The sequence below is a fragment of the Rahnella sp. BIGb0603 genome, from assembly GCF_024808755.1.
Taxonomy (GTDB): domain Bacteria; phylum Pseudomonadota; class Gammaproteobacteria; order Enterobacterales; family Enterobacteriaceae; genus Rahnella; species Rahnella contaminans.
Map to the genome: position 1 here is coordinate 220,198 of NZ_JANUEX010000006.1, position 22,084 is coordinate 242,281.

At 52.3% G+C, this 22,084-nt stretch carries 18 protein-coding genes and 2 tRNA genes; 15 read left to right on the forward strand and 5 right to left on the reverse strand.

The window, feature by feature from the left end; genetic code table 11:
- Nucleotides 1–162: 162 nt before the first annotated feature.
- Nucleotides 163–1,152: an autoinducer 2 ABC transporter substrate-binding protein gene (locus M2403_RS17695; RefSeq protein ID WP_152326888.1), complete on the reverse strand. Its 990-nt coding sequence runs from the start codon at nt 1,150–1,152 to the stop codon at nt 163–165.
- Between the two features lie 764 nt (nt 1,153–1,916).
- On the opposite strand from M2403_RS17695, the gene M2403_RS17700 reads away from it, so the two are divergent.
- The 6 genes from M2403_RS17700 to M2403_RS17725 all read left to right on the forward strand — a co-directional run bounded on the left by M2403_RS17700 (nt 1,917) and on the right by M2403_RS17725 (nt 8,847).
- Nucleotides 1,917–3,137: an aspartate aminotransferase family protein gene (locus tag M2403_RS17700; protein WP_165057969.1), complete on the forward strand. Its 1,221-nt coding sequence runs from the start codon at nt 1,917–1,919 to the stop codon at nt 3,135–3,137.
- A gap of 44 nt (nt 3,138–3,181) precedes the next feature.
- Nucleotides 3,182–4,255 (forward strand): arginine N-succinyltransferase, encoded by a 1,074-nt coding sequence (gene astA, locus M2403_RS17705; protein WP_152326890.1) that lies wholly within the window; start codon nt 3,182–3,184, stop codon nt 4,253–4,255.
- Nucleotides 4,252–5,730, forward strand: a complete 1,479-nt coding sequence (gene astD, locus M2403_RS17710) for a succinylglutamate-semialdehyde dehydrogenase (protein WP_259230323.1) — start codon at nt 4,252–4,254, stop codon at nt 5,728–5,730. Before astA ends, astD begins: the two co-directional genes overlap by 4 nt.
- A gap of 11 nt (nt 5,731–5,741) precedes the next feature.
- Nucleotides 5,742–7,085 (forward strand): N-succinylarginine dihydrolase, encoded by a 1,344-nt coding sequence (gene astB / locus M2403_RS17715; RefSeq protein WP_259230324.1) that lies wholly within the window; start codon nt 5,742–5,744, stop codon nt 7,083–7,085.
- Between the two features lie 18 nt (nt 7,086–7,103).
- The gene (gene astE, locus M2403_RS17720; protein WP_259230325.1) at nt 7,104–8,084 is read left to right on the forward strand and encodes a succinylglutamate desuccinylase; all 981 of its coding nucleotides are present in this window, start codon (nt 7,104–7,106) and stop codon (nt 8,082–8,084) included.
- A gap of 244 nt (nt 8,085–8,328) precedes the next feature.
- Nucleotides 8,329–8,847 carry a DUF4760 domain-containing protein gene (locus tag M2403_RS17725; RefSeq protein ID WP_152326894.1) on the forward strand — a complete coding sequence of 173 codons (519 nt, stop codon included), beginning with the start codon at nt 8,329–8,331 and terminating at the stop codon, nt 8,845–8,847.
- Between the two features lie 60 nt (nt 8,848–8,907).
- Here the strand turns inward: M2403_RS17725 and M2403_RS17730 are convergent.
- Nucleotides 8,908–8,997 (reverse strand) — tRNA-Ser (locus M2403_RS17730).
- Nucleotides 8,998–9,133: 136 nt separating this feature from the next.
- Entirely contained in the window at nt 9,134–9,286 is a 153-nt protein-coding gene (locus M2403_RS17735; protein WP_310503643.1) for a glycoside hydrolase family 68 protein, read from the reverse strand.
- A gap of 810 nt (nt 9,287–10,096) precedes the next feature.
- Between M2403_RS17735 and M2403_RS17740 the strand changes: the two genes are divergently transcribed.
- Complete coding sequence (locus M2403_RS17740; RefSeq protein ID WP_259230326.1) at nt 10,097–11,011, forward strand: GGDEF domain-containing protein; 915 nt, start codon at nt 10,097–10,099, stop codon at nt 11,009–11,011.
- Nucleotides 11,012–11,080: 69 nt separating this feature from the next.
- Here M2403_RS17740 and M2403_RS17745 read toward each other — a convergent pair whose 3' ends face one another.
- Complete coding sequence (locus M2403_RS17745; protein WP_152326896.1) at nt 11,081–11,839, reverse strand: EAL domain-containing protein; 759 nt, start codon at nt 11,837–11,839, stop codon at nt 11,081–11,083.
- A gap of 399 nt (nt 11,840–12,238) precedes the next feature.
- Between M2403_RS17745 and M2403_RS17750 the strand changes: the two genes are divergently transcribed.
- Nucleotides 12,239–14,002 carry an EAL domain-containing protein gene (locus M2403_RS17750; protein WP_259230327.1) on the forward strand — a complete coding sequence of 588 codons (1,764 nt, stop codon included), beginning with the start codon at nt 12,239–12,241 and terminating at the stop codon, nt 14,000–14,002.
- Nucleotides 14,003–14,052: 50 nt separating this feature from the next.
- Here the strand turns inward: M2403_RS17750 and M2403_RS17755 are convergent.
- Nucleotides 14,053–14,128 (reverse strand) — tRNA-Asn (locus tag M2403_RS17755).
- Between the two features lie 407 nt (nt 14,129–14,535).
- Here M2403_RS17755 and M2403_RS17760 point away from each other — a divergent pair.
- From M2403_RS17760 to M2403_RS17790, 7 genes are all read left to right on the forward strand, one after another.
- Nucleotides 14,536–15,408: a MurR/RpiR family transcriptional regulator gene (locus M2403_RS17760; protein WP_152326898.1), complete on the forward strand. Its 873-nt coding sequence runs from the start codon at nt 14,536–14,538 to the stop codon at nt 15,406–15,408.
- A 30-nt stretch (nt 15,409–15,438) separates the two neighbouring features.
- Entirely contained in the window at nt 15,439–16,020 is a 582-nt protein-coding gene (gene ddpX, locus M2403_RS17765; RefSeq protein ID WP_152326899.1) for a D-alanyl-D-alanine dipeptidase, read from the forward strand.
- Between the two features lie 44 nt (nt 16,021–16,064).
- On the forward strand, nt 16,065–17,648 hold the full coding sequence (locus tag M2403_RS17770; protein ID WP_217153725.1) for an ABC transporter substrate-binding protein: 1,584 nt from the start codon (nt 16,065–16,067) through the stop codon (nt 17,646–17,648).
- Between the two features lie 141 nt (nt 17,649–17,789).
- Complete coding sequence (locus M2403_RS17775; protein WP_208952444.1) at nt 17,790–18,806, forward strand: ABC transporter permease; 1,017 nt, start codon at nt 17,790–17,792, stop codon at nt 18,804–18,806.
- Between the two features lie 4 nt (nt 18,807–18,810).
- The gene (gene ddpC / locus M2403_RS17780) at nt 18,811–19,722 is read left to right on the forward strand and encodes a D,D-dipeptide ABC transporter permease (RefSeq protein ID WP_152326901.1); all 912 of its coding nucleotides are present in this window, start codon (nt 18,811–18,813) and stop codon (nt 19,720–19,722) included.
- A gap of 1 nt (nt 19,723) precedes the next feature.
- Nucleotides 19,724–20,737: an ABC transporter ATP-binding protein gene (locus M2403_RS17785; protein WP_259230329.1), complete on the forward strand. Its 1,014-nt coding sequence runs from the start codon at nt 19,724–19,726 to the stop codon at nt 20,735–20,737.
- Nucleotides 20,737–21,693 carry an ABC transporter ATP-binding protein gene (locus M2403_RS17790; protein WP_259230330.1) on the forward strand — a complete coding sequence of 319 codons (957 nt, stop codon included), beginning with the start codon at nt 20,737–20,739 and terminating at the stop codon, nt 21,691–21,693. Before M2403_RS17785 ends, M2403_RS17790 begins: the two co-directional genes overlap by 1 nt.
- Nucleotides 21,694–22,084 lie beyond the last annotated feature (391 nt).

Sequence of the window (22,084 nt, forward strand, 5' to 3'; positions counted from 1 at the left end):
TGCCGCCTTCCTGCAACCCGAATTATTTAGGATATAAGTTTTCAATGTCTGATTAGAAATTCAGATACGGCACAGCAAACATCGCCGTATCTGTTTCTATTTGCCTGGTATGGCGCTGGAGATAAATTTATCTCCGGTAAATAAAATAATTAAAGAGTTAAATCAGAAGCCGAGTGATTTCGCGTTATCCGGTGTGACTTCGAGGATTTTATTAAAGCGAATCACGTGTTTTTCGGTATCCACATCGGCTTTCCCTAAGGTGTCGATGGTCAGATCCTTCGTCACTTCTTTACCCTGCAGCAGCTGGTCGGCAACGGTAACCAGCGCGTAACCGGCATCTTTCGGATCCCACAGCAGGACTTTCTTAATGTCACCGCGCATCAGGTAAGGCGCGGCCTGCGCTGGCATTGCGATACCGACGACGGCGATTTTATTTTTCGCACGTTTTTGCTGTACGGCCTGACCGGCACCGATCGGGCCGAGTGAACCGAAACCGATAATCCCTTTCAGATCAGGATAGGTTTTCATTAAATCCAGCGTGGTGGAGTAGGACTTGTCGATATTTTCTGCCACCGGCAAACGTGAGGTGACTTCGTGCATATCCGGGTATTTTTCTTTCTGATATTTAATTGCCGCGTCAGCCCAGGCGTTATGCAATGGCACGGTCAGGGAACCGACATAAATAGCATAACCACCTTTGCTGCCCATATCTTTTGCCAGCTCATCCATATTGGCTTGCGCATATTTCTGGCTGTCGATAGTTTCGATATCCCACTGACCGATCTGCTGATCCGGAGATTCGTGGGTTAATACCACGATGCCCTGATCGCGGGCTTTTTTCAGCACAGGTTCCAGCACTTTGGCATCGTTCGGCACCACGATAATCGCATCCACCTTTTTAGCGATGAGATCTTCAATGACTTTCACCTGCTGAGCCGGGTCTGGCGTTGAAGCACCCACCTGATAGGCGTTGACGTCCAGTTTCTGCGCCGCTTCTTTTACGCCAACTTCCATGCGGGTGAACCAGGGAATGCCGGTGACCTTCGCCACGACGGCGATGTCGTAGGGTTTATTGGCGGCGAAAGTCGGTGTCGTGAATAACATGCATGCTGAAACCACACATGCACTGACTAATGCGAGGTTAAATTTCATGTCTGTACCTTTCTTATGAGGGTTTGTGTAGGGGCGGTCGGGGTAAATGCCGCAATCAGAGATTAACTTAACGGGAAAGCGCTTTTCGCGTGCTCGTGAACGGAGTGTGATCAAAGCCCGTAATTGTTAATTTATATAAGTAATAAGGTTAAATTTAGGTTTCATAAATTCGAATATCCGGCATGGTGTGGTAGAGAGAACTGAAGTTACCGATAACAAAATTACAAATACATAACAATTAAACAACAACCACGCATCAATAAAACAAAGCTGATGGATTTTTGAGCCCTAAAACTTCCTCACACGTTTTTATTTGCGCAGAATGTGAACACGGTCACGGGGCGGAAATGCCCCAAACGGGTGCGGTCATGCACCGCTACCGGGCAATGTGTTGTCGCGGTGCATAACCGCATCAGCGCCAGATCACAATCCTGCACAATATCTGCTATCAGAAATCAAAATAATTCCCTGCATACTCATTCCTTCCCCTCGTTGCTGCAGAAGGGGATTTTTTCTTTTATTCATTTTTTATGCAATTTAAGTGAATAACAGGCGATATTAAGTGGTTGTTTTTTCTGGGTGTGGTCTTTTTTATTCACTTTTTCCCTTTGCTGGCACGAAGACTGCAATCTATGATGTGACTGAGTGAGATTATTTATTAACTTTTAAATAACAAAATAATAACTGCATTCCCTGCCAGTCCGGGGGACGGTAACGGTCACCCTGAATTCAGCCAGTCACAGAGACTTAATAAAGAGGTTTATATGGAACACCAACAGCAGCCGCAAAATGTCAGCCGCCAGAACTTTGATGACTGGATGGTGCCGGTTTACGCCCCGGCCGCGTTTATTCCGGTGCGAGGCGAAGGATCCTGGCTGTGGGATCAGGCGGACAAAGACTATGTGGATTTTGCAGGCGGTATTGCGGTGAATGCGCTGGGACATGCGCACCCTGAAATTCGTAAAACGCTGCATGAGCAGGCCGATAAGGTCTGGCATCTGGGCAACGGCTATACCAACGAACCGGTGCTGCGTCTGGCAAAACAACTGATCGACGCGACGTTTGCCGACAAAGTTTTTTTCTGTAATTCCGGCGCGGAAGCCAATGAAGCGGCACTCAAACTGGCGCGGTTGTACGGGCATAAAGCGGGTGGCGATAAAAACGAAATTATCGCTTTTAAAAACGCCTTCCACGGCCGCACGTTGTTCACCGTCACCGCTGGCGGTCAGCCGAAATATTCTGAAGATTTCGCGCCGTTGCCACCGGCCATTACGCATCTGCCGTTTAACGATCTGGCCGCCGTTGCCAGCCAGATTTCTTCACGTACCTGTGCTGTGATTGTTGAGCCGATTCAGGGCGAAGGCGGCGTGGTACCTGCCGATGCACAATTCCTGCAAGGGCTGCGCGAGTTGTGTGACAAACATCAGGCAGTGCTAATTTTCGATGAAGTCCAGACCGGCGTGGGTCGAACCGGCGAGCTGTATGCCTACCAGCATTACGGCGTGGTGCCGGACATTTTAACCAGCGCCAAAGCGCTCGGCGGCGGTTTCCCGATTGGGGCGATGCTGACGACTGACCGCTACGCCGCGCTGTTCCAGCCGGGCACGCACGGCACTACCTACGGCGGTAACCCGCTTGCGACGGCGGTGGCGGGTAAAGTTTTTGAGATGATCAATACGCCGGAAGTCCTGTCGGGCGTGCAGAAACGCCACCAGTGGTTTGTCGACGGTCTGAAACGCATTAACGACCGTTATCACGTCTTCAGCGAAGTGCGCGGGCAGGGGCTGTTGCTCGGCGCGGTGATGAGTGAACGCTATAAAGATCAGGCTAAACAGCTGAACACGCTGGCGGCCGAAGAAGGGCTGATTGCACTGATTGCCGGGCCAAACGTGCTGCGTTTTGCGCCGTCACTGATTATTCCGGGTGCCGATATTGAAGAAGGGCTGAACCGCCTGGAACGCGCCGTGGCGCGCCTTTGCGTGTGATGGTCTGGCATAAATAAGCTTTGGGATGAAAGAGGTAGAGCATCATGATGTTGATTCGACCTGTGCGGCCCGGCGATCTCGCCGATATCCTGCTGTTGTCAGGCAAAACCGGCATCGGTTTAACGTCTTTGCCCAAGGATGAAGCGCATTTACGCGGACGCATTGAGCGTTCGGTGGCGACCTGGGAAGGTCGCCTTGAGAAGGCCGATCAGGGTTATTTGTTTGTGCTCGAAGACACGGAACTTGAAAAAGTCGTGGGTGTCAGCGCCATCGAAGTAGCCGTCGGGCTGAGCGAACCCTGGTATAACTTCCGCCTCGGCACGCTGGTTCACGCTTCAAAAAGCCTGAATATCTACAAACCGGTGCCGACGCTGTTTCTCAGCAACGACCACACCGGTTACACCGAACTTTGTACGCTATTCCTCGACCCGGATTATCGCCACGGGAAAAATGGCCAGCTGTTATCAAAAGTTCGCTTCCTGTTTCTGGCGGCTTTTCGCGAATATTTCTCCCGTAAGGTGATTGCGGAGATGCGCGGGATGTCCGACGACAACGGGCGTTCTCCTTTCTGGGACAGCGTCGGGCGGCATTTCTTCGGTATGGAATTCGCCGAAGCCGACCGCCTGACCGGTATGGGGCAAAAATCTTTTATCGCCGAACTGATGCCGAAGCATCCGCTGTACACCGAACTGCTCAGCCACGAAGCGCGGGAAGTGATTGGTGCCGTCCATCCGCAAACCGCCCCGGCGCGCGCGGTGCTGGAAGGCGAAGGGCTGCGCTACGAAGGTTATGTCGATATTTTTGACGCAGGCCCGACGCTGGAAGGCGAAATTGATTCGCTGCGCGCCGTCAGAGAAAGCCGCCTGTTTCCGGTCAGGCTGGCAGAACATCGCGCTGATCGTGACGAGCCACAATACCTGGTCGCCAACGAGCAGTACCAGAATTTTCGCGCCTTGCTGATCCCTGGCGGCGATTCGCCGGAATCTGTTCAGTTAAACGCCCGCGAAGCTGACATGCTCGGCGTTCGTGAAGGCGACAGCCTGCGCGCCGTGGCACTTTTTCCCGGCAGCAGCGCTACCCAACCGACACAATTTCACAAAAAGGAAAGTCTCGCATGATGCAACCAGCACTCTTTATTCAGGGCCAGTGGCGCAGCGGGCAAGGCGCGCAGCTTAGTAAAACCAATCCGGCGGATAACACGTTGCTATGGTCGGCACTGAGCGCTGACGCGCAAGACGTCGAAATGGCCTGCACGGCAGCACGCACGGCGTTTCCGGCTTGGGCACGTAAAACCGTGGCCGAACGTGGCGAGGTAATTAAACGTTTTGCGGATTTACTGAACGAACATAAAACCCGGCTGGCGGAAATCATCAGTCAGGAAACCAGCAAACCGCGTTGGGAAACGTTGACAGAAATCCAGGCGATGATCGGCAAAGTGGCCATTTCTCTGGAGGCCAGCCAGCAACGTACCGGTGAAAAACATACGGCGATGCCGGACGGCGAAGCGGTATTACGCCACCGTCCGCACGGCGTTCTGGCGGTATTCGGGCCGTATAACTTCCCCGGACATCTGCCAAATGGCCACATCGTTCCGGCGCTGCTGGCGGGCAATACGATCGTTTTCAAGCCGAGCGAGCTGACGCCGAAAACTGCGGAAGAAACCGTGAAACTCTGGCAGCAGGCCGGTTTACCGGAAGGCGTGCTGAATCTGGTGCAGGGCGGGCGCACGACTGGCGAAGCGCTGGCGGCCTGCGGGAATATCGACGGGCTGCTGTTTACGGGCAGCGCGGGAACGGGGTATCAGTTGCATCGCCAGCTGGCAGGGCAACCGGAAAAAATTCTGGCGCTGGAAATGGGTGGCAATAACGCGCTGATCGTCGAACCGGTTGAGGATATCGATGCTGCGGTTAACCTGACGATTCAGTCCGCGTTTATTTCTGCCGGGCAGCGTTGTACCTGCGCACGCCGTTTGCTGGTAAAAGAAGGCGCGGCAGGTGATGCGTTTATCGCACGTTTGCTGGACGTGACCATGCAACTGCGCATCGGCGGCTGGAATGACGATCCGCAGCCGTTTATGGGCGGGGTTATTTCTGATGCGGCAGCACGCAATATGCTGAAAGCACAGGACGAATTACTGGCGCTCGGCGGAAAGCCTTTGCTGTTACTGACACGTCCGGATCCGCTCAATACCGTGCTGACGCCGGGGATCATCGATCTGACCGGTGTGGCGGGTATTCCTGATGAAGAATATTTCGGGCCCTTGCTGAGTATTTACCGCTACAGCGATTTTGATCATGCCATTGCGCTGGCTAATCAGACGCGTTTCGGACTGGCGACCGGGTTGATTTCCACAGAGCGTGCTCAGTTTGAGCAGCTATTATTGGAAGCAAGGGCGGGGATTGTGAACTGGAACAAACCGCTGACCGGCGCGTCAAGCAACGCGCCATTCGGTGGGATCGGCGCTTCCGGTAACCATCGCCCGAGCGCCTATTATGCGGCGGATTACTGCGCGTGGCCGATGGCCTCGCTGGAAACAGACAAGCTGGAACTTCCTGCGACGCTGTCGCCGGGTGTTGATTTCCGCACAACCTGAGGAGCGCTGGAATGTCTGGATGTGAAGCTAATTTTGACGGACTCGTCGGGCCAACGCACCACTACGCGGGGCTGTCTTTCGGCAATGAAGCCTCGACTAAAAATCAGAACGCCGTCGCCAATCCGCGTCTGGCGGCGAAACAGGGCTTGCTGAAAATGAAAGCGCTTGCCGATCTTGGCTTTGCGCAGGGGATTTTACCGCCTCACGAACGGCCACATCTCAGCACGTTACGTAAGATGGGATTCGGCGGCAGCGATCGTGAAGTGCTGGAAAAAGCGCAGGCGTATTCACCGCGCCTGTTGTCGTCACTGAGCTCGGCGTCATCCATGTGGGTGGCAAATGCGGCGACGGTCTCCCCTTCGGCGGACAGCGGAGACGGGCGCGTGCATTTCACCGTCGCTAACCTGAATAATAAATTCCACCGTGCGATAGAAGCCGAAACCACCTCCGCCATTTTGCGGGCGACGTTCCACGCGGATCGTTATTTCGCGCATCACGAAGCGCTGCCGCAGGTGGCCGCGTTAGGCGATGAAGGTGCCGCCAACCATAACCGGTTATGTGGCGCGTATGACAAACCCGGCGTGCAGGTTTTTGTGTATGGCCGAGACGGGCTGACGACCGGCGAAAACGAACCGGTACGTTATCCGGCACGCCAGACGCGTCTTGCCAGTGACGCGGTAGCGCGTTTGCATCAGCTCGATGAAAAAAGAACGGTATTTATCCAGCAAAATCCGCAGGCAATCGACAGCGGCGTTTTCCATAACGATGTGATTTCGGTCAGCAACGGTAACGTGCTGTTCCATCATCAGCAGGCGTTTGTGAATACGGCCAGTGCGCTCAGCGAAATCCGCCGCAAAATGGCCGCGCTTGAACTGGATTTCCAGCCGATTGAAGTGCCGCAGGCGAAGGTTTCTCTGGATGACGCTGTGGCAACGTACCTTTTCAACAGCCAGCTTCTGACTAAATCTGACGGCAAAATGTTGTTAGTGGTGCCGGAAGAATCACGACAGCACAGCGGCGTCTGGGCCTATTTGTCCGAATTAGTCGAAAGCGGCGGGCCGGTTAATCAGATAGAAGTGTTTGATTTACGTGAAAGTATGCGCAACGGCGGCGGCCCGGCCTGTCTGCGGCTGCGCGTGGCGCTCAACCGGAATGAGCTGAACGCCGTGAATGTGGCGTCGATCATGAGCGACAGCCAGTTTGTGCGTCTGAATACGTGGGTGGATACGCATTACCGTGACCGGATGCAAGCCAAAGACCTGGCGGATCCGCAACTGCTGACCGAAGTGCGCACTGCGCTGGATGAGCTGACCAATATTCTCGGGCTGGGTGCCGTTTACCCGTTCCAGCGCTGACCCTCAAAGGAGTGAGTTATGTTTGATTTGTTAGCGGTGACGATGGCGGGCGGGCCGGTCACCGAACCGGCCGGACAAACCGAAACGCTGGACTGGCAGTGGCGCGGCGAGGGCATTCTCGAACTGTCGCCGCGTGTGCCTTGTGACACCGCCGTTGTGATTTCGGCGGGTATTCATGGCAATGAGACGGCGCCGATAGAATTGCTGAATCAGCTGACCGGCGAGCTGCTTTCCGGCGCAAGAGCGCTGCGGGTCCGGTTGCTGGTGTTACTGGGCAATCCGGCATCAATGCGACTCAATAAGCGGTTTGCTGACGCCGATATGAACCGCATGTTTGGCGGGCGTCACGCACGTTATACCCCGAATGATGAAACGCGACGCGCGCAGGAACTCGAGCAGGCGATGGCGCTGTTTTACCGCAGCGCCACGGCGGCGGGTGCCTTACATCGTTTTCATTATGATTTACACACCGCCATTCGCGGCTCCCTGCATGTACGCTTCGGGTTGTTGCCGTTGCAGACCAGACCAAAAAGCGAGGCGATGCTGGCATGGCTCAGCGCGTGCGGGCTGGACGCGCTGGTGCATCACCGTTCGCCGGGGGGCACATTTACCCATTTCAGCAGCGAGGTGTTTCAGGCCGACAGCTGTACGTTAGAACTGGGTAAAGCGCTGCCGTTTGGCAGCAACGATCACTCACAGTTCACGGGGATCCGCCACGGGCTGGAAACCCTGGTCAGCGGCGAGCCTCTGCCTGCCCGTGAAACCGGCAAGCCCATGCTGCATTTTCGCGTGGTGCAGGATGTGATCCGCTCGCAGGAAGATTTTCATCTGTTTGTTCCCGCCGATGCGCTGAACTTTACGCCTTTTAAAAAGGGTGAGGTCATCGCGAAAGAAACCGGCAAAACGTATCGGGTGGCAGAAGAGGAGGAAGTGGTGCTGTTCCCAAACCCGAACGTCGCGCTGGGGCTGAGAGCCGGTCTGATGCTGGCGAAGATGTAGATTTTTGCGAGACGCATTCCTGAATTGTTCATACAGTATTGCAAGCCGGTTTTATTGTGCGTATTTTGTGCTCAGGAAGTTCAGCAGGATGTTGAATTTATTACATGTTTTCATAACATGAAAACGTAATGACCACAGTTGCCGGAGGATGTCATGGAAGCAATGTTTGATGAATACGACTGGTTCTAAAGGATGTTGACCTCACACAGGCGGGTAAAGCCCGCCTTTTTCATGGATGAGAATCATGGGATTAGATGCTTTAAGGCTACAGTTGCTGAGTAATATCATTTTGCTGATTGGCGTGATCGTAGCCATCAGCACGATTATTTATAATGTCAGTATCGCCAGAAAAACGCAGACGGCTGTTTTTCTGTTTGAAAGCCGTAGCGACGCCCGTTATGTGCATTCCCTGCATGTACTGAAGAAAGCGCATCTCTCAGGAAAATCTTTCCGTTCGTTTGTTTTTGCTGTCGGATCATCGACCGTTACAGATGAAGAAATACGGGAACGGAGCAAATTCCAATACATACTTAACTTCTATGAGCGGGTGGCGGTCACTATCCGTAGCGGTATTTATGATGAAGAGATGATTAAGCGGACTTCGTATTCGACAGTGATCGACACCTGGGATATTGCGGAACCTCTGATAAAAGCCTTGAGAGAGGATGTGAAATCCACAACGACTTATCAGGAATTTGAATGGCTAGCTGTGCGCTGGAAAAAGCGGCCTTTGAATTCTAAACGGCGCTGGTTTATATACTGACTTTCGGTTTGCTGCTAAAGAAAAAGGCCCTGATTTTCATCAGGACCTTTTTCTTTTATATGGCGGTGAGGGAGGGGTTCGAACCCTCGATACGATTACTCGTATACACACTTTCCAGGCGTGCTCCTTCAGCCACTCAGACACCTCACCGGATTTGTTACACCGCAAGCGCTGCAACGGGGCGCTACTATAGGGAGACAGCCCCAAAGGGTCAAGCAGAATTTCGGAGTATTGTGTCAGACGCTCACAGAGCATTCAGGGAGACGTTTTAGTCAACGGGGAGTGGCTAAAAGCTCGGCATGACGTAGCGCGAGTAGGTCTGGAAGGGCTGGGATGGCCGATTCCCCAGCACCAATGCTGAACCGTTCAGCGGAACATAAGGTCCAAAAATCTCGTTGCTGACAAAGCCATAGACCCCATCCGGTCGGGTCATTTTCATTCACTTTTAAAGCGTCTGCACGCGTCCAGATGCTTGAGTTTTTCGCCGGTTGCTCCTGCAAATCATCGTCATAGTTCTTACTCATAAACCACCTCATCAATTTAAAACTAAAGAATAAAATCCAATTTATTAGCTCACCATTTTTGTCCGTCTGATTTATAAATCCGGGATCGTGTGGCAGGGTTAATATTGAGGAATAAATATAATCTGATAAAGCTGATCAAGTTGTGTAAGGGACGGCAGAGCGCGGCCTGAATTAAACGGAATAAATATGAAGTGGTCTGTTTTCTTATAAAGTTATCCTGGTACATGTTGCGGAGTAGCCTGTCTGTGAGGGCTTGAAATATAAAAACCCATAACAAAGGTCTTATTTCGAGTTACAAAGATGTCAACACTTTAGAGAAATTAATGAATTATCTTTTATCAACCTGAAATCTTTTGAATTCATGGGTGAAATTTTTTAGTTATAAAACCTGCTTTTTCCAGGCTGAAACAATAATATTCTGGAAAAAACGTGTACGCTACGTATACCGGAAAGTCTGTCTTCGGAAAAACAAGAAAATATTCCTGATAAAACGCCAGTTTCTGCCTGACAGGCTTCCTTGTTACTTGTTTGTGGAAAAGATACAATCTTCCGTGTGATTTAATTACAGTGGCTACCTTGTTATGGACTTCATAGAGTTAACGTTTATTAACACGCTCGTGGGGATATGCATTACCTATACTTGTATCTCCATTCCATTGATAAACTACAGATCTGCGCTGAGCGAACACGTATCATTAAAAATATTGCTAGGAATAGTCCTTGGTTTGGCTAGCATTTATTTATTCAGTATCGGGGAACAAAATAATACAAGTATTTATAGTGTTGTTATATCTCCAATCACTTTTGGGCTTATTGTTTTCGGATATCCAACATTCTTTGCAAGTCTGATTATAAGTACTGTGTTTTTATTTGGAATATCGACATTTTATGATGCGTTTTCTCTTGTTTATTTTGTGATGTTGCTGGTTTTTAATCTCAGGGGGCGGATGCGGATCCGTTATGTAATATATGCATACTGCATTGCGCAAGCCTTTAATCTGCTCACGCACGTCAGTGCGCTCAACGAAAATGGTTATTGGGCTCTCGCAATTATCAAAACCATCCTCAGTTTGCTTTATATCTCGCTGGTCTATGTTTTTTTAAATAACTTAATTAATTTATCTAAAAGAGAATTATTTTTCAAAATGGCTTCAAAAACGGATCCACTTACAGGGATTAACAACCGAAGAAGTATTGACGCCTATATTGAATCGCTGAATGAATGCTATGGTGAGAAATTCTGTGTGCTCATGCTGGATATTGACAACTTTAAATATTTGAATGATACCTTCGGGCATCCTTTTGGAGATAAAGTCATTAAAAGAATTGCTTATCTTGTGAAGGAAAATGTCAGAGACAATGATTTCGTTGGCAGATACGGCGGGGAAGAGTTCATTGTTTTTATAAACGCTGACTTAGCAAATGCGGCCAGGATAGCAGAAGACATCAGGCTCCTTATCCAGGATAGCAACATAAAGTTAGACAGCCATGAAGTACATGTCACCGTTTCAATAGGCCTGGCTGAACACAATGACATACAATCTGTGCTTGAAACCATAGCAACCGCTGATAACGCGCTATATAAAGCTAAAACGAGCGGGAAAAATAAGACCATGATACTCAGTGAATCCGCCGCCTGACATTGTTGCTTTTTGCGCCGCGGCAGATGATTCATTTATCGTTATTGTCCACAGGATAAGTTAACGTATTTATAAATGAGTTTGACCTTTCCCGGGTATCAGAATTTCGATATCTTCCAGGGGAACGGAAGGGAATAGAAAACCTTGTGCACAGGAGACGCCGCTATATCGCAGGTTTCTTAGCTGGGTTCCGGTTTCAACACCTTCAACAATGATTGAGTTGCAATACTGGTTGATATTATCAATAATGGTTGGCCACATGACGGAATCACCATTTTCCCAAAAGAATTTTTTATCTATTTTGACTGATTCAAATTGAGTGTTCTTCAGAGTATTTATATTGCTGAAATCAGTACCGTAGTCGTCGAGCCATAATTTATATTTTCCGGACAGAGTGTCTACCAGTATATTGCCTTCTAATTTATCTATTTTGGGAAAACGTTCAGATATTTCCAGTCTTATAAAATCATTACTGTCCAGGATTTCTTTTATATGATGATCTTCGAGTATCATAATTGCCATGCTTTGGTCGATATTAAGGGAACAAAGCAATTTATTACGTTTGAAAAACAGGGAGCGCGCGTTAATTTCATTTAGCTGTGCTAGCAATAATTCGTGTTTAGATTTTGTATCCAGGGAACTGATAAATTTTTGAGGTTCGATTTTTCCGCCGCTGTATCCACCTTCGAAGCCCGTTAATAATTCGACTGCGTGTAGTAAACCTCCGACACTATAGATAGGCTCACATCTGAATTTGCATGAGACTTGAAAATTTAAACGCAACATCATTTCCTCCTTAAAAGTCCGCCATTTTGCAGAGGTGATCATTGATCACTTTCGCGAATTAATAAACACATATTGATCGATTTTTCCTATGATAAAACCTATTGATAAATATCTATTGATCGATGAAACAAATCTAATTGACTGATTTTAAGCGTTATATCTTTTTAAAAAACGGATAAAAACATTAGCAATCATAATATTTTCAAGAGTTACACGTGACGGATATTCCCGCACAGACCGCCGGCAGGGGTTTTTTATTAGGAAACCTGTTCACAATACGGTGTGGGCAGCCTGACATAGTTGCCGCCGACATTTACTGGGAAACTTTATGATGTGGCGATAGGATGTGATGTGACGCCAATGTTGTCACCTTTGTCAGGCTAACGAAGGTATGACCACAGGCAAGAGAATAGAAAAGACTCATTATACCGGAGTATTGCTATGTTGACTGATCTCCGCAGCGATGAAAGTAAAAAGCGCGCAGCGATAAACCTGCTTAAGAGCCACGATGAGGTTCGGGACGAGGCGTTAAAAAAATATACACTTCTGGCCTGTCAGCTATTCGATATGCCGATGTGCTTTGTTTCCGTTCTGGATGATGAAAAACAGTACATTAAATCAGCCCAGAATATGACGGTGACGGAAACGAACCTCGGCGAAGCGTTTTGCACAAATACGCTGGAACAGGGCGAAACGTATATTTGTCCGGATACCCACCGGCATCCAGATTTCAAAACTTACGACGCCATTACGGAGGCGCCTTTTGTTCGTTTTTATGCCGGTTGCCCGCTCAAAACGCAGGATGGGGTCGCAGTAGGGACATTGTGCCTTTTAGATACTCAACCGCGCACTCTGTCCGGCGAGCAGATCAATATTTTTGAACAGCTGGCCGGGTTAGTGTCGGGCTTTCTGGCGTCCTGGCATAACGTCGGATATATCGACATTGTGACACTCTTGCCGAACCGGCAGCGGATGCTTAAAGATATCTCTGTGTCAAAAGAGAGCACGTTTAAACTCGTCATCATTGACTGTATCGACATGCCGTTTGCGTACGAAATGGCGCGGTCATTGGGCATGACCGTCGTGGAAAATTTATTGCGCGACATGGCGGTGCAGCTTCAGGCCCGGCTGCAACTGACCGAACAACTTTACGCCGTGGCAGTGGGGCGGTTTGCCTATTTCACCCATGATAAAGAGAATTCGGCCCTCGAAAATGTCGCCAAGCGCTTACGGGGGATACAGGCCAAAATCAGCCCTGAGGTTCCGCTGGATTTGGATATTCATATCGGCGATTCAGGGTGTTGTGATAACGCTATGACGCCGGGTGAAATTCTGCGTCGCGCTGTTAGTGCTTTGCATGAAGCAATAAGTCACGGGCACCGGTATATGACCTACGATGAGGTGCTGGATAACCGGAAGAAAAATGATTTCAGCCTGCTCACGGGTCTGAGAGAGGCACTCCACGAAGACCGGGGATTGTATCTGGTTTATCAGCCGAAAGTTTCTTTGCTGAACGGTCAGATTACGGGCGTCGAAGCGCTTCTGCGCTGGAAACACGCGACGCACGGTGAGGTTTTGCCCGGGTTGTTTATCCCGCTGGTGGAGCGGACCAGCCTGATGCGGGAACTCACGGGGTGGGTGATTGATCATGCTATCGCCCAGTTAGGCCAGTGGCGCAGTCAGGGTATTTCTCTGCCTGTTTCTATTAATCTGGCCGCCAGCGATTTTTCGCGGCCAGATTTTGCGGATGAACTCGACCATAAAATGCGAAACGCCGGACTCACTCCCGCGTTACTCGGTGTGGAATGTCTGGAAACGGAGAAAATGCTGGAAAGCCCGGCGGCTCTCAACGGGCTTGAAATGCTGAAGTTACGCGGATTCAAAATATCACTGGATGACTTTGGTTCGGGCTACAGCAATATCAATTATCTGCGTCAGATCCCTATGGACATCATTAAACTTGACCGTTCGATTGTCAGTAAGATTGCCAGCGATAAATCCAGCCGCATCATTGTGCGCAACGTTGTCAGGTTACTTAAGCAACTTGATTATGTGGTGCTGGCCGAAGGTGTGGAAGATGACAAAACGGTAGAGATATTACGTGCACTGGGCTGTGACGAAGTGCAGGGATATGTTTATGCCAGGCCGATGAGAGCAGGGGATTTGGAAGTCTGGTATCACGACAGAAATAAGAGTCAGTCTTAATGCGAAAGCAAAACGCCCGCTTAAGTTTCCTTAAGCAAGCGTCTCTAATTTGGCTCCTCTGACTGGACTCGAACCAGTGACATACGGATTAACAGTCCGCCGTTCTACCGACTGAACTACAGAGGAATCGTTGGAACGGGGCGAATAATAGCGACTGGCTGTGGGCATGTCAAAGGGTTAACGCAAAAACTTGTCTGAGTGCTCTCTTAATATCCAACTTGTTGACTCTTAAGACAAAGCGATTAAATCCTCTCCCTTTTTTACTTCTTTTCTCAGCTTACCGGAAAGCGTTTGCACTAAAAACAACCACAAGTTGCCTGATTGTTGTGCGGTGGTTGCGCGCAAGCAGCGTTTTACAAATTGCTTAGCACGTTCTTTGCCACTTTCTGTTCATTAAAACGTCATATTTTCCGATCTGCTCCACAAATTTCACACATTTGTGGGAGTTGGCACACCCCGTGCATTGTTATTTTACTAACAGCGGCTAGTTTTTTGACAATGAAGCAACAAAAACAGCAACAGGGGATTAACCGATGCAGCCAGCGCAGGATGTGATTGAACAAATCGAAGCGTCATTCTCCGCGCAAACGCCGACAGGAAAACGCATTGCCGGGTATCTGCTGGCGAATCTGGCGCAAATTCCTTTCGAAACTGCCGACAGCATTGCGCGCAGCGCGGCGACCAGCGGCATTTCTGTCGGGCGTTATCTGCGCAGTCTGGGCTATCGCAACCTGGATGATTTCAAACAAACGCTGCGCCTGCAAAGCGGCTCGTCTTATCAGCCCTGGGTGGTGACCGATCGCCTTGGCGCTTACCGCGAACGCAGCAAACAGCCGCAGCAGGAAAAGCTGCAACAGTCACTGGCGCTCGAGCTCGAAGCCATTAATCACGTGTATCAGCTGGCGCAGACCGACAGTTTTGCCCAGGTCAGCCGCCGTCTGGCAGAGGCCGATGCGGTGTTTATTCTCGGCATTCAGTCGGTGCGCGGTATCGCCAATAATTTTGCGAGCTATCTCGAATATCTTCGCCCGAAAGTCTATTTCGCCGACGGGCTTTCCGGCACTTACGTGGAATCGCTCAATTCGGAATTCGCGCAGCCTTATCTGGTGGTGACCGATACCCGCGCTTACTCGAAAATGGCGCAAACCTATTGTGAAGCGGCCTGCGAACGCGGGCTGAACGTGGCGCTGATCACCGACATTTACTGTCCGTGGGCGCGCGATTATCCGGTTGATTTATTGCAGGTGAAAACGGATACCGGTCAGTTCTGGGATTCGATGGCGCCGCTCAGCTGCCTCTTCAACCTGCTGTGTTCTTCAGTGCTGGAACTGCGCGGGAACGATGTGGAACAGCGGCTGGCCAACAACCGGATTTTGCAGAAACAGCTCGGACAATTTGAATCGTAATTTTCTACCACCAGCGGACAGAGTTTATTGATGAACACAAAAATACCCGACGTTGCCCTGATTGACCTGGCGGAAAGCCTGCCTGACGCGGTGATCGACCTGAAATATGCCACCGCCGATAACCTGACCGGTCAGCCGATTTATCGCGAAGCGCGCTGTTTGTTACATCCCGATGCGGCGGCTGCGCTGGTGCGCTGCAATGAGGTCGCGAAGCTGGCGGGATTCCGGTTGAAAATCTACGACGCCTACCGGCCGCAGGCCGCGCAGGCCTGTTTATGGGCGGCATTTCCGAATCCGGATTACGTCGTGGATATCAAACTTGGTTCGCACCACAGCCGCGGCGTGGCGGTGGATCTGACCTTGCTGGATGCGCGGGGAGACGTGCTGGATATGGGCGCGGGCTTTGATGAAATGACCGAAGTTTCGCATCCGTTTTATCCCGACTTACCGCCAGAAATTCAGCGTAACCGTTTGTTGCTCAATGCCGTGATGGCGGCGGGCGGCTTTAAGGGTATCACCAGCGAGTGGTGGCACTTTGAATTACCGGATGCCAAAACGTATCCGTTGTTGGAGGAGCGGTTCGGCTGCTATCCGCCGGTGAATGCCGCGTAATCATTGCACGTCTCTTCTCACTTTTTGACAGAGCCAGGAGTTCTATGATGAGCAACACAGCAATTAACACGTTCCGCAAAAATACGAAAACGCAGGTCGCCGGTGCCATTTTTCTCGCCCTGTCAGGTTTGAGTTTTGCCACGCAGGCCGCCGTTCCGAAAGACATGCTGGTGATTGGTAAAGCGGCTGATCCGCAAACGCTGGATCCGGCGGTGACCATCGACAATAACGACTGGACGGTTACGTATCCGGCGTATCAGCGTCTGGTGCAGTATAAAACCGAAAACGGCAAAGGCTCAACGCAGGTAGAAGGCGATCTTGCAGCCAGCTGGACGGCTTCACCCGATCAGCTGGTCTGGACATTTAAACTCAAACCGGGCGCGAAATTTGATGATGGTTCCGACGTCAATGCCGATGCGGTGAAATGGTCGTTTGAGCGCCTGATGAAAATTGCGCAGGGGCCGTCGGAAGCCTTTCCAAAAGACATGGCGGTGACGGTGGTGGATCCCCTGACCGTCACGTTCACGCTGAAAACGCCGTTCGCGCCGTTCCTGTATACGCTGGCTAATGACGGCGCGGGCATTGTGAATCCGGCGATTGCTAAAGCCAATCCGGCTGATGAAGGCAAAGCCTGGCTGGCCGGTCATACTGCCGGTTCCGGCCCGTATAAACTGGATCGCTGGCAGAAAGGTCAGCAACTGGTGCTGGTGCCGAACCCGCATTTCAGCGGCGAAAAACCGGCTTTTAAACGCGTCACGGTTAAGATTATTGGTGAGAGCGCCACACGCCGTCTGCAACTGTCGCGCGGCGATCTGGACATTGCTGATTCCCTGCCGATGGACCAGCTGGCGGCGCTGAAAAAAGAAGACAAAGTCGCGGTGGAAGAATTCCCGTCGCTGCGCGTGACGTATCTGTATCTCAATAACGCCAAAACGCCGCTTAACCAGGTGGATTTGCGCCGCGCGATTTCGTCTGCGGTGGATTATCAGGGCATGGTGAAGGGCATTCTCGGCGGTAATGCTAAACAGATGCGCGGGCCAATCCCGGATGGCATGTGGGGTTTTGACCCGACGGCCAAACAATACACTCTGGATCTGGCGCAGGCGAAAGCCGATCTGGGCAAAGTGAAAGACAAACCTCAGACGCTGGATTTCCTTTATTCCGATAACGATCCGAACTGGGAATCCATCGCGCTTGCCGTACAGGCCAGCCTCGGTCAGGCCGGGATCAACGTGAAGCTGGAAAAACTGGCGAACGCCACCATGCGCGACCGTATCGGGCAGGGTGATTACGATATTTCGATAGGTAACTGGAGCCCGGATTTCGCCGACCCGTACATGTTCATGAACTACTGGTTCGAGTCCGACAAAAAAGGGCTGCCGGGCAACCGTTCGTTTTATTCCAATCCTGACGTCGATGCGCTGCTGAAAAAAGCGGTGTCAGTCACTGACCAGAAACAGCGCACGGACTATTACCAGCAGGCGCAGAAAATCGTCATCGACGAAGCGGCGTATGTCTATCTGTTCCAGAAAAATTATCAGGTCGCGATGAACAAAGACGTCAAAGGTTTCGTTTTCAACCCGATGCTTGAACAGGTGTTTAACGTTGCGCAAATGAGCAAACAATAAATCCCCGTCATACTTCGAACCGCAGGTGCGTTGGCTGCGCTCAGTCGCCCCGGTCACAGGGTTCATCCCTGTTCCCGGGGACTTGTGAGCTGGCCGCCTTCCTGCAGCTCGAATTATTTAGGGCATTTGACCGGAGATATTATGACTTTCTGGACTCTGATCCGTCAGCGATGCTGGGGTTTGATACTGGTGATGGCGGGCGTTTGCGTCATCACTTTTATCATCTCGCACATGATCCCCGGCGATCCGGCGCGTCTTCTGGCAGGTGATCGCGCAAGCAACGAAATGGTCGAACATATCCGTGAGCAACTCGGGCTGAACCAGCCTTTGTATGTGCAGTTTTTCCGTTACGTGAGCGACCTGTTACACGGTGATTTAGGGACGTCGATCCGCACCGGCAGACCGGTGCTCGACGATCTCAAGGCTTTCTTCCCCGCCACGCTGGAACTGGCCGTCAGCGCACTGTTTCTGGCCATCGTGCTCGGCATTCCGCTGGGCGTGTTGTCAGCGGTATATCGCAATAAATTCCCGGATCACCTGGTGCGTCTGCTTTCCGTACTGGGAATTTCCACGCCAGCGTTCTGGCTGGGACTGGGTGTCATCATCCTGTTCTATGGTCATCTGAACCTGCTGCCGGGCGGTGGAAGACTGGATGACTGGATGGATCCGCCCGTAAATATCACCGGCTTTTATGTCCTCGATTCGCTGCTGACCGGCAACTGGGACGCCTTCTGGAACAGTTTGCAACATCTGGCGATGCCAGCGCTGACGCTGGCGTTCGTCCACATGGGCATTGTGGCGCGGCAAATCCGCTCGGCGATGCTGGAGCAACTGAGTGAGGATTACATCCGCACGGCGCGCGCTAACGGGCTGTCGCGCTGGCGCGTGATCCTCAGCCACGCGTTGCCGAATGCGCTGATCCCGTCCGTGACCGTACTCGGGCTGGCGATGGGCGATCTGCTTTACGGCGCAGTGCTGACCGAAACGGTTTTTGCCTGGCCGGGCATGGGCGCTTATGTGGTGAATTCGATTCAGGCGCTGGATTTCCCGGCGGTGATGGGCTTTGCGGTGGTGGTGTCGTTTGCTTACGTCATCGTCAATTTGTGCGTGGATTTGCTGTATGTGTGGATTGACCCGCGCATTGGCCGGGAGGGGTGAGTGAATGTCTGTGATTGAACCTGGCGTGAATAACCACCGTGCGGGTATTGTGCCGCCGGACGTCAAACCGCGCTTCGCCACCTGGCGGCGGACTTTCCATCTGCTGAGCCGCAGCCCGCTGACGATGCTCGGGCTGGCGATCATGCTCATTGTCCTGTTTATCATGATTTTTTCGCCATGGCTGGTGCCGCACGATCCGAACGCCATCAGCCTGACCGACCGCTTGCAGGCACCGTCTGCTGCGCACTGGTTTGGCACCGATGAAGTCGGGCGCGACCTGTTCAGCCGCGTGCTGATCGGCAGCCAGCAGTCGGTCGCCGCCGGGCTGGCAGTGGTGATCATTGCGGGCACCATTGGCTCACTGCTGGGCTGTTTTTCCGGCGTGGTTGGCGGAGTCGTCGATGCGCTGATCATGCGCTGCATGGACATCATGCTGTCGGTGCCGTCGCTGGTCTTAACGATGGCGCTCGCGGCGGCGCTCGGCCCAAGTCTGTTCAACGCGATGCTGGCGATTGCCGTGGTGCGCATTCCGTTTTACGTCCGGCTGGCGCGCGGACAGACGCTGATGCTGCGCCATCAGGCGTACATGCAGGCCACGCGAACGTTTGGCGCGTCGCGCTGGCATCTGATCACCTGGCACGTATTGCGAAACGTGATGCCGCCGCTGGTGGTGCAGGCATCACTCGATATCGGCACCTCGATTCTGATGGCGGCGACGCTCGGCTTTATCGGCCTTGGCGCGCAACAGCCGACGGCAGAATGGGGGGCGATGGTATCGAATGGCCGTAATTATATTCTCGACCAGTGGTGGTATTCGGCCTTCCCCGGCGTGGCGATCCTGATCACCGCCACCGGTTTTAACCTGTTCGGTGACGGTCTGCGCGACCTGCTCGATCCGAAAAGCAGAGGGCGCTGAAATGGCTGAACAAAACAACGCGCCGGTTCTGGAAATCGACAATCTGCAACTGGTTTTCCCGGTTTACGGCGGCGAAGTGAAAGCGCTGAATCAGGTATCGCTGTCGGTCAGTGCCGGAGAAATTGTCGGCGTGGTCGGTGAATCCGGTTCCGGTAAATCGGTCACGGCGATGATGGCGATGCGCCTGTTACCCCCTGATGGTTTTACCGTGACGGGCGGCGAATTGCGCATGCTGGGCACCGATGTGGTTCACGCCAGCGAAGAACAGATGCGTACGCTGCGCGGTGCGCGGGTGGCGATGATTTTTCAGGAACCGATGAATGCGCTGAACCCGACGCGCAAAATCGGGCGACAGATGTGTGAGGTTATCTGTCTGCACCAGAAGATCAGCAAAGCGCAGGCCTGGAAAAAAGCCACCGGCCTGCTGGAAGATATGCAAATTGCCGACGCGGAGCAGGTGATGTCGCGTTATCCGTTCGAACTTTCCGGCGGTATGCGCCAGCGCGTGCTGATCGCAATGGCGTTTTCCTGTGAACCGGAACTGATTATCGCCGACGAACCGACCACCGCACTGGATGTTACCGTGCAGCGTCAGGTTCTTCGCCTTTTGCAGCGCAAAGCCCGTGCCAGCGGTACCGCCGTCCTGTTTATCACTCACGATATGGCGGTCGTTTCGCAACTTTGCGACCGCGTTTACGTGATGTACGCCGGGCATGTGATTGAAAGCGGCAACACGACAGACGTGATCGACTCGCCGTCGCACCCGTATTCCATCGGCCTGTTGCAGGCCGCGCCGGAAAATGGCGAACCGCGCAGCCTGCTGAAAGCCATTCCCGGCACGGTGCCGAACCTGTCAAAACTGCCGCAGGGCTGTGCGTTTCGAGGACGCTGTAATCACGCCGATGACCGCTGCACCCAAACGCCGGGGCTCGCGCCGTTGCCGCAATTTCCGCGTCAGTCGGTGGCCTGCTGGCACCCGCAAAATCCCATCCAACGCACTGAGGAGCTTTCCTGATGATTACTGAAGCGTTAGTCGAATTGCAGGATGTCCGCGTGCGTTTCCCCGCCAGTTTTAACTGGCGCGGTAAACCGACCGGTTACGTCCATGCGCTCAACGGACTGGATCTGAATATCATCCGCGGTGAAACGCTGGGGATAGTCGGTGAGTCCGGTTGCGGTAAAAGCACGCTGGCTCAGTTGCTGATGGGGCTGCAAAAGCCGAGCAGCGGAGAAATTCACCGTGCGCGTCATGATAATTCCTGGTTCGGTTCCGGCATGCAAATGGTGTTTCAGGATCCGCAATCGTCGCTGGATCCGCGTCTGCCAGTCTGGCGGATTATCACCGAACCGGTGTTTGTGCAGAAACACAACAGCAGCCGCGAACGCCGTGAACTCGCCGCCACACTGGCGGAGCAGGTCGGCATCCGCAAAGAATACCTCGACCGTCTGCCGCATGAATTTTCCGGCGGTCAGCGCCAGCGTATTTCCATCGCCCGCGCGTTGTCCTCAGAGCCGGATATCATTGTGCTCGACGAACCCACCTCGGCGCTGGATATTTCCGTGCAGGCGCAAATCCTCAATTTGCTGGTGGAATTGCAACGACAGCGCAATCTGACGTATGTGCTGATTTCTCACAATGTGTCGGTGGTTCGTCACATGAGCGACCGCGTGGCGGTGATGTATCTCGGGCAAATCGTAGAGCTGGGCGCGGCGGAAAAAGTGCTGACAGCACCACAGCATCCTTACACCCGTTTGCTGCTTGATTCCGTTCCCCGTGCCGGACGGCTATTAGATGACGGCGTCGTCGATAAAAAAGGGGAATTACCGAGCAACCGGAACCTGCCGATGGGATGCTATTTTCGCGAACGCTGTCCGCTGGCAGGTGACGGCTGCCAGCTGCCGCAGGAGCTTGTCTGCGGGGCAGGGGGTGTGGTGGCGAGATGTCATCGGGTTATGCCGGAGCGGGCATAAAGGCGCTTTTTTTATTATTTCCAGGTCAAGGTCAGGACCTTGGGTTGCCACCCACACTGGCCTTAAGGTCAAAGTCGTGGGCGTCGGCCCACACCGACTTGGGGGGCGGCCTGTCGCCGCCACCCCCCAAGACCCCCCGGGCTCTTTTACTGCGCGCTGTCGCAGGCACGACGGACATGTTCCGGCGCATTAGCGGGTGGCGCAAATCCAGGTGCTTCGCACTGCCTTCTCTCGGTCTTCGAGCCTATGGTCTCGAAGCCGCTCCGTTCAGCTGAATTTTAATCACGCCAATCCACTTTTCTAAAAGATGAAAAAAAGTCTGCTTTTGACTTTAAGATCGTGCGGGCGATTCAGAAATCTTGCTGAACGGAGCGGCCTGGAGACCAAAGGC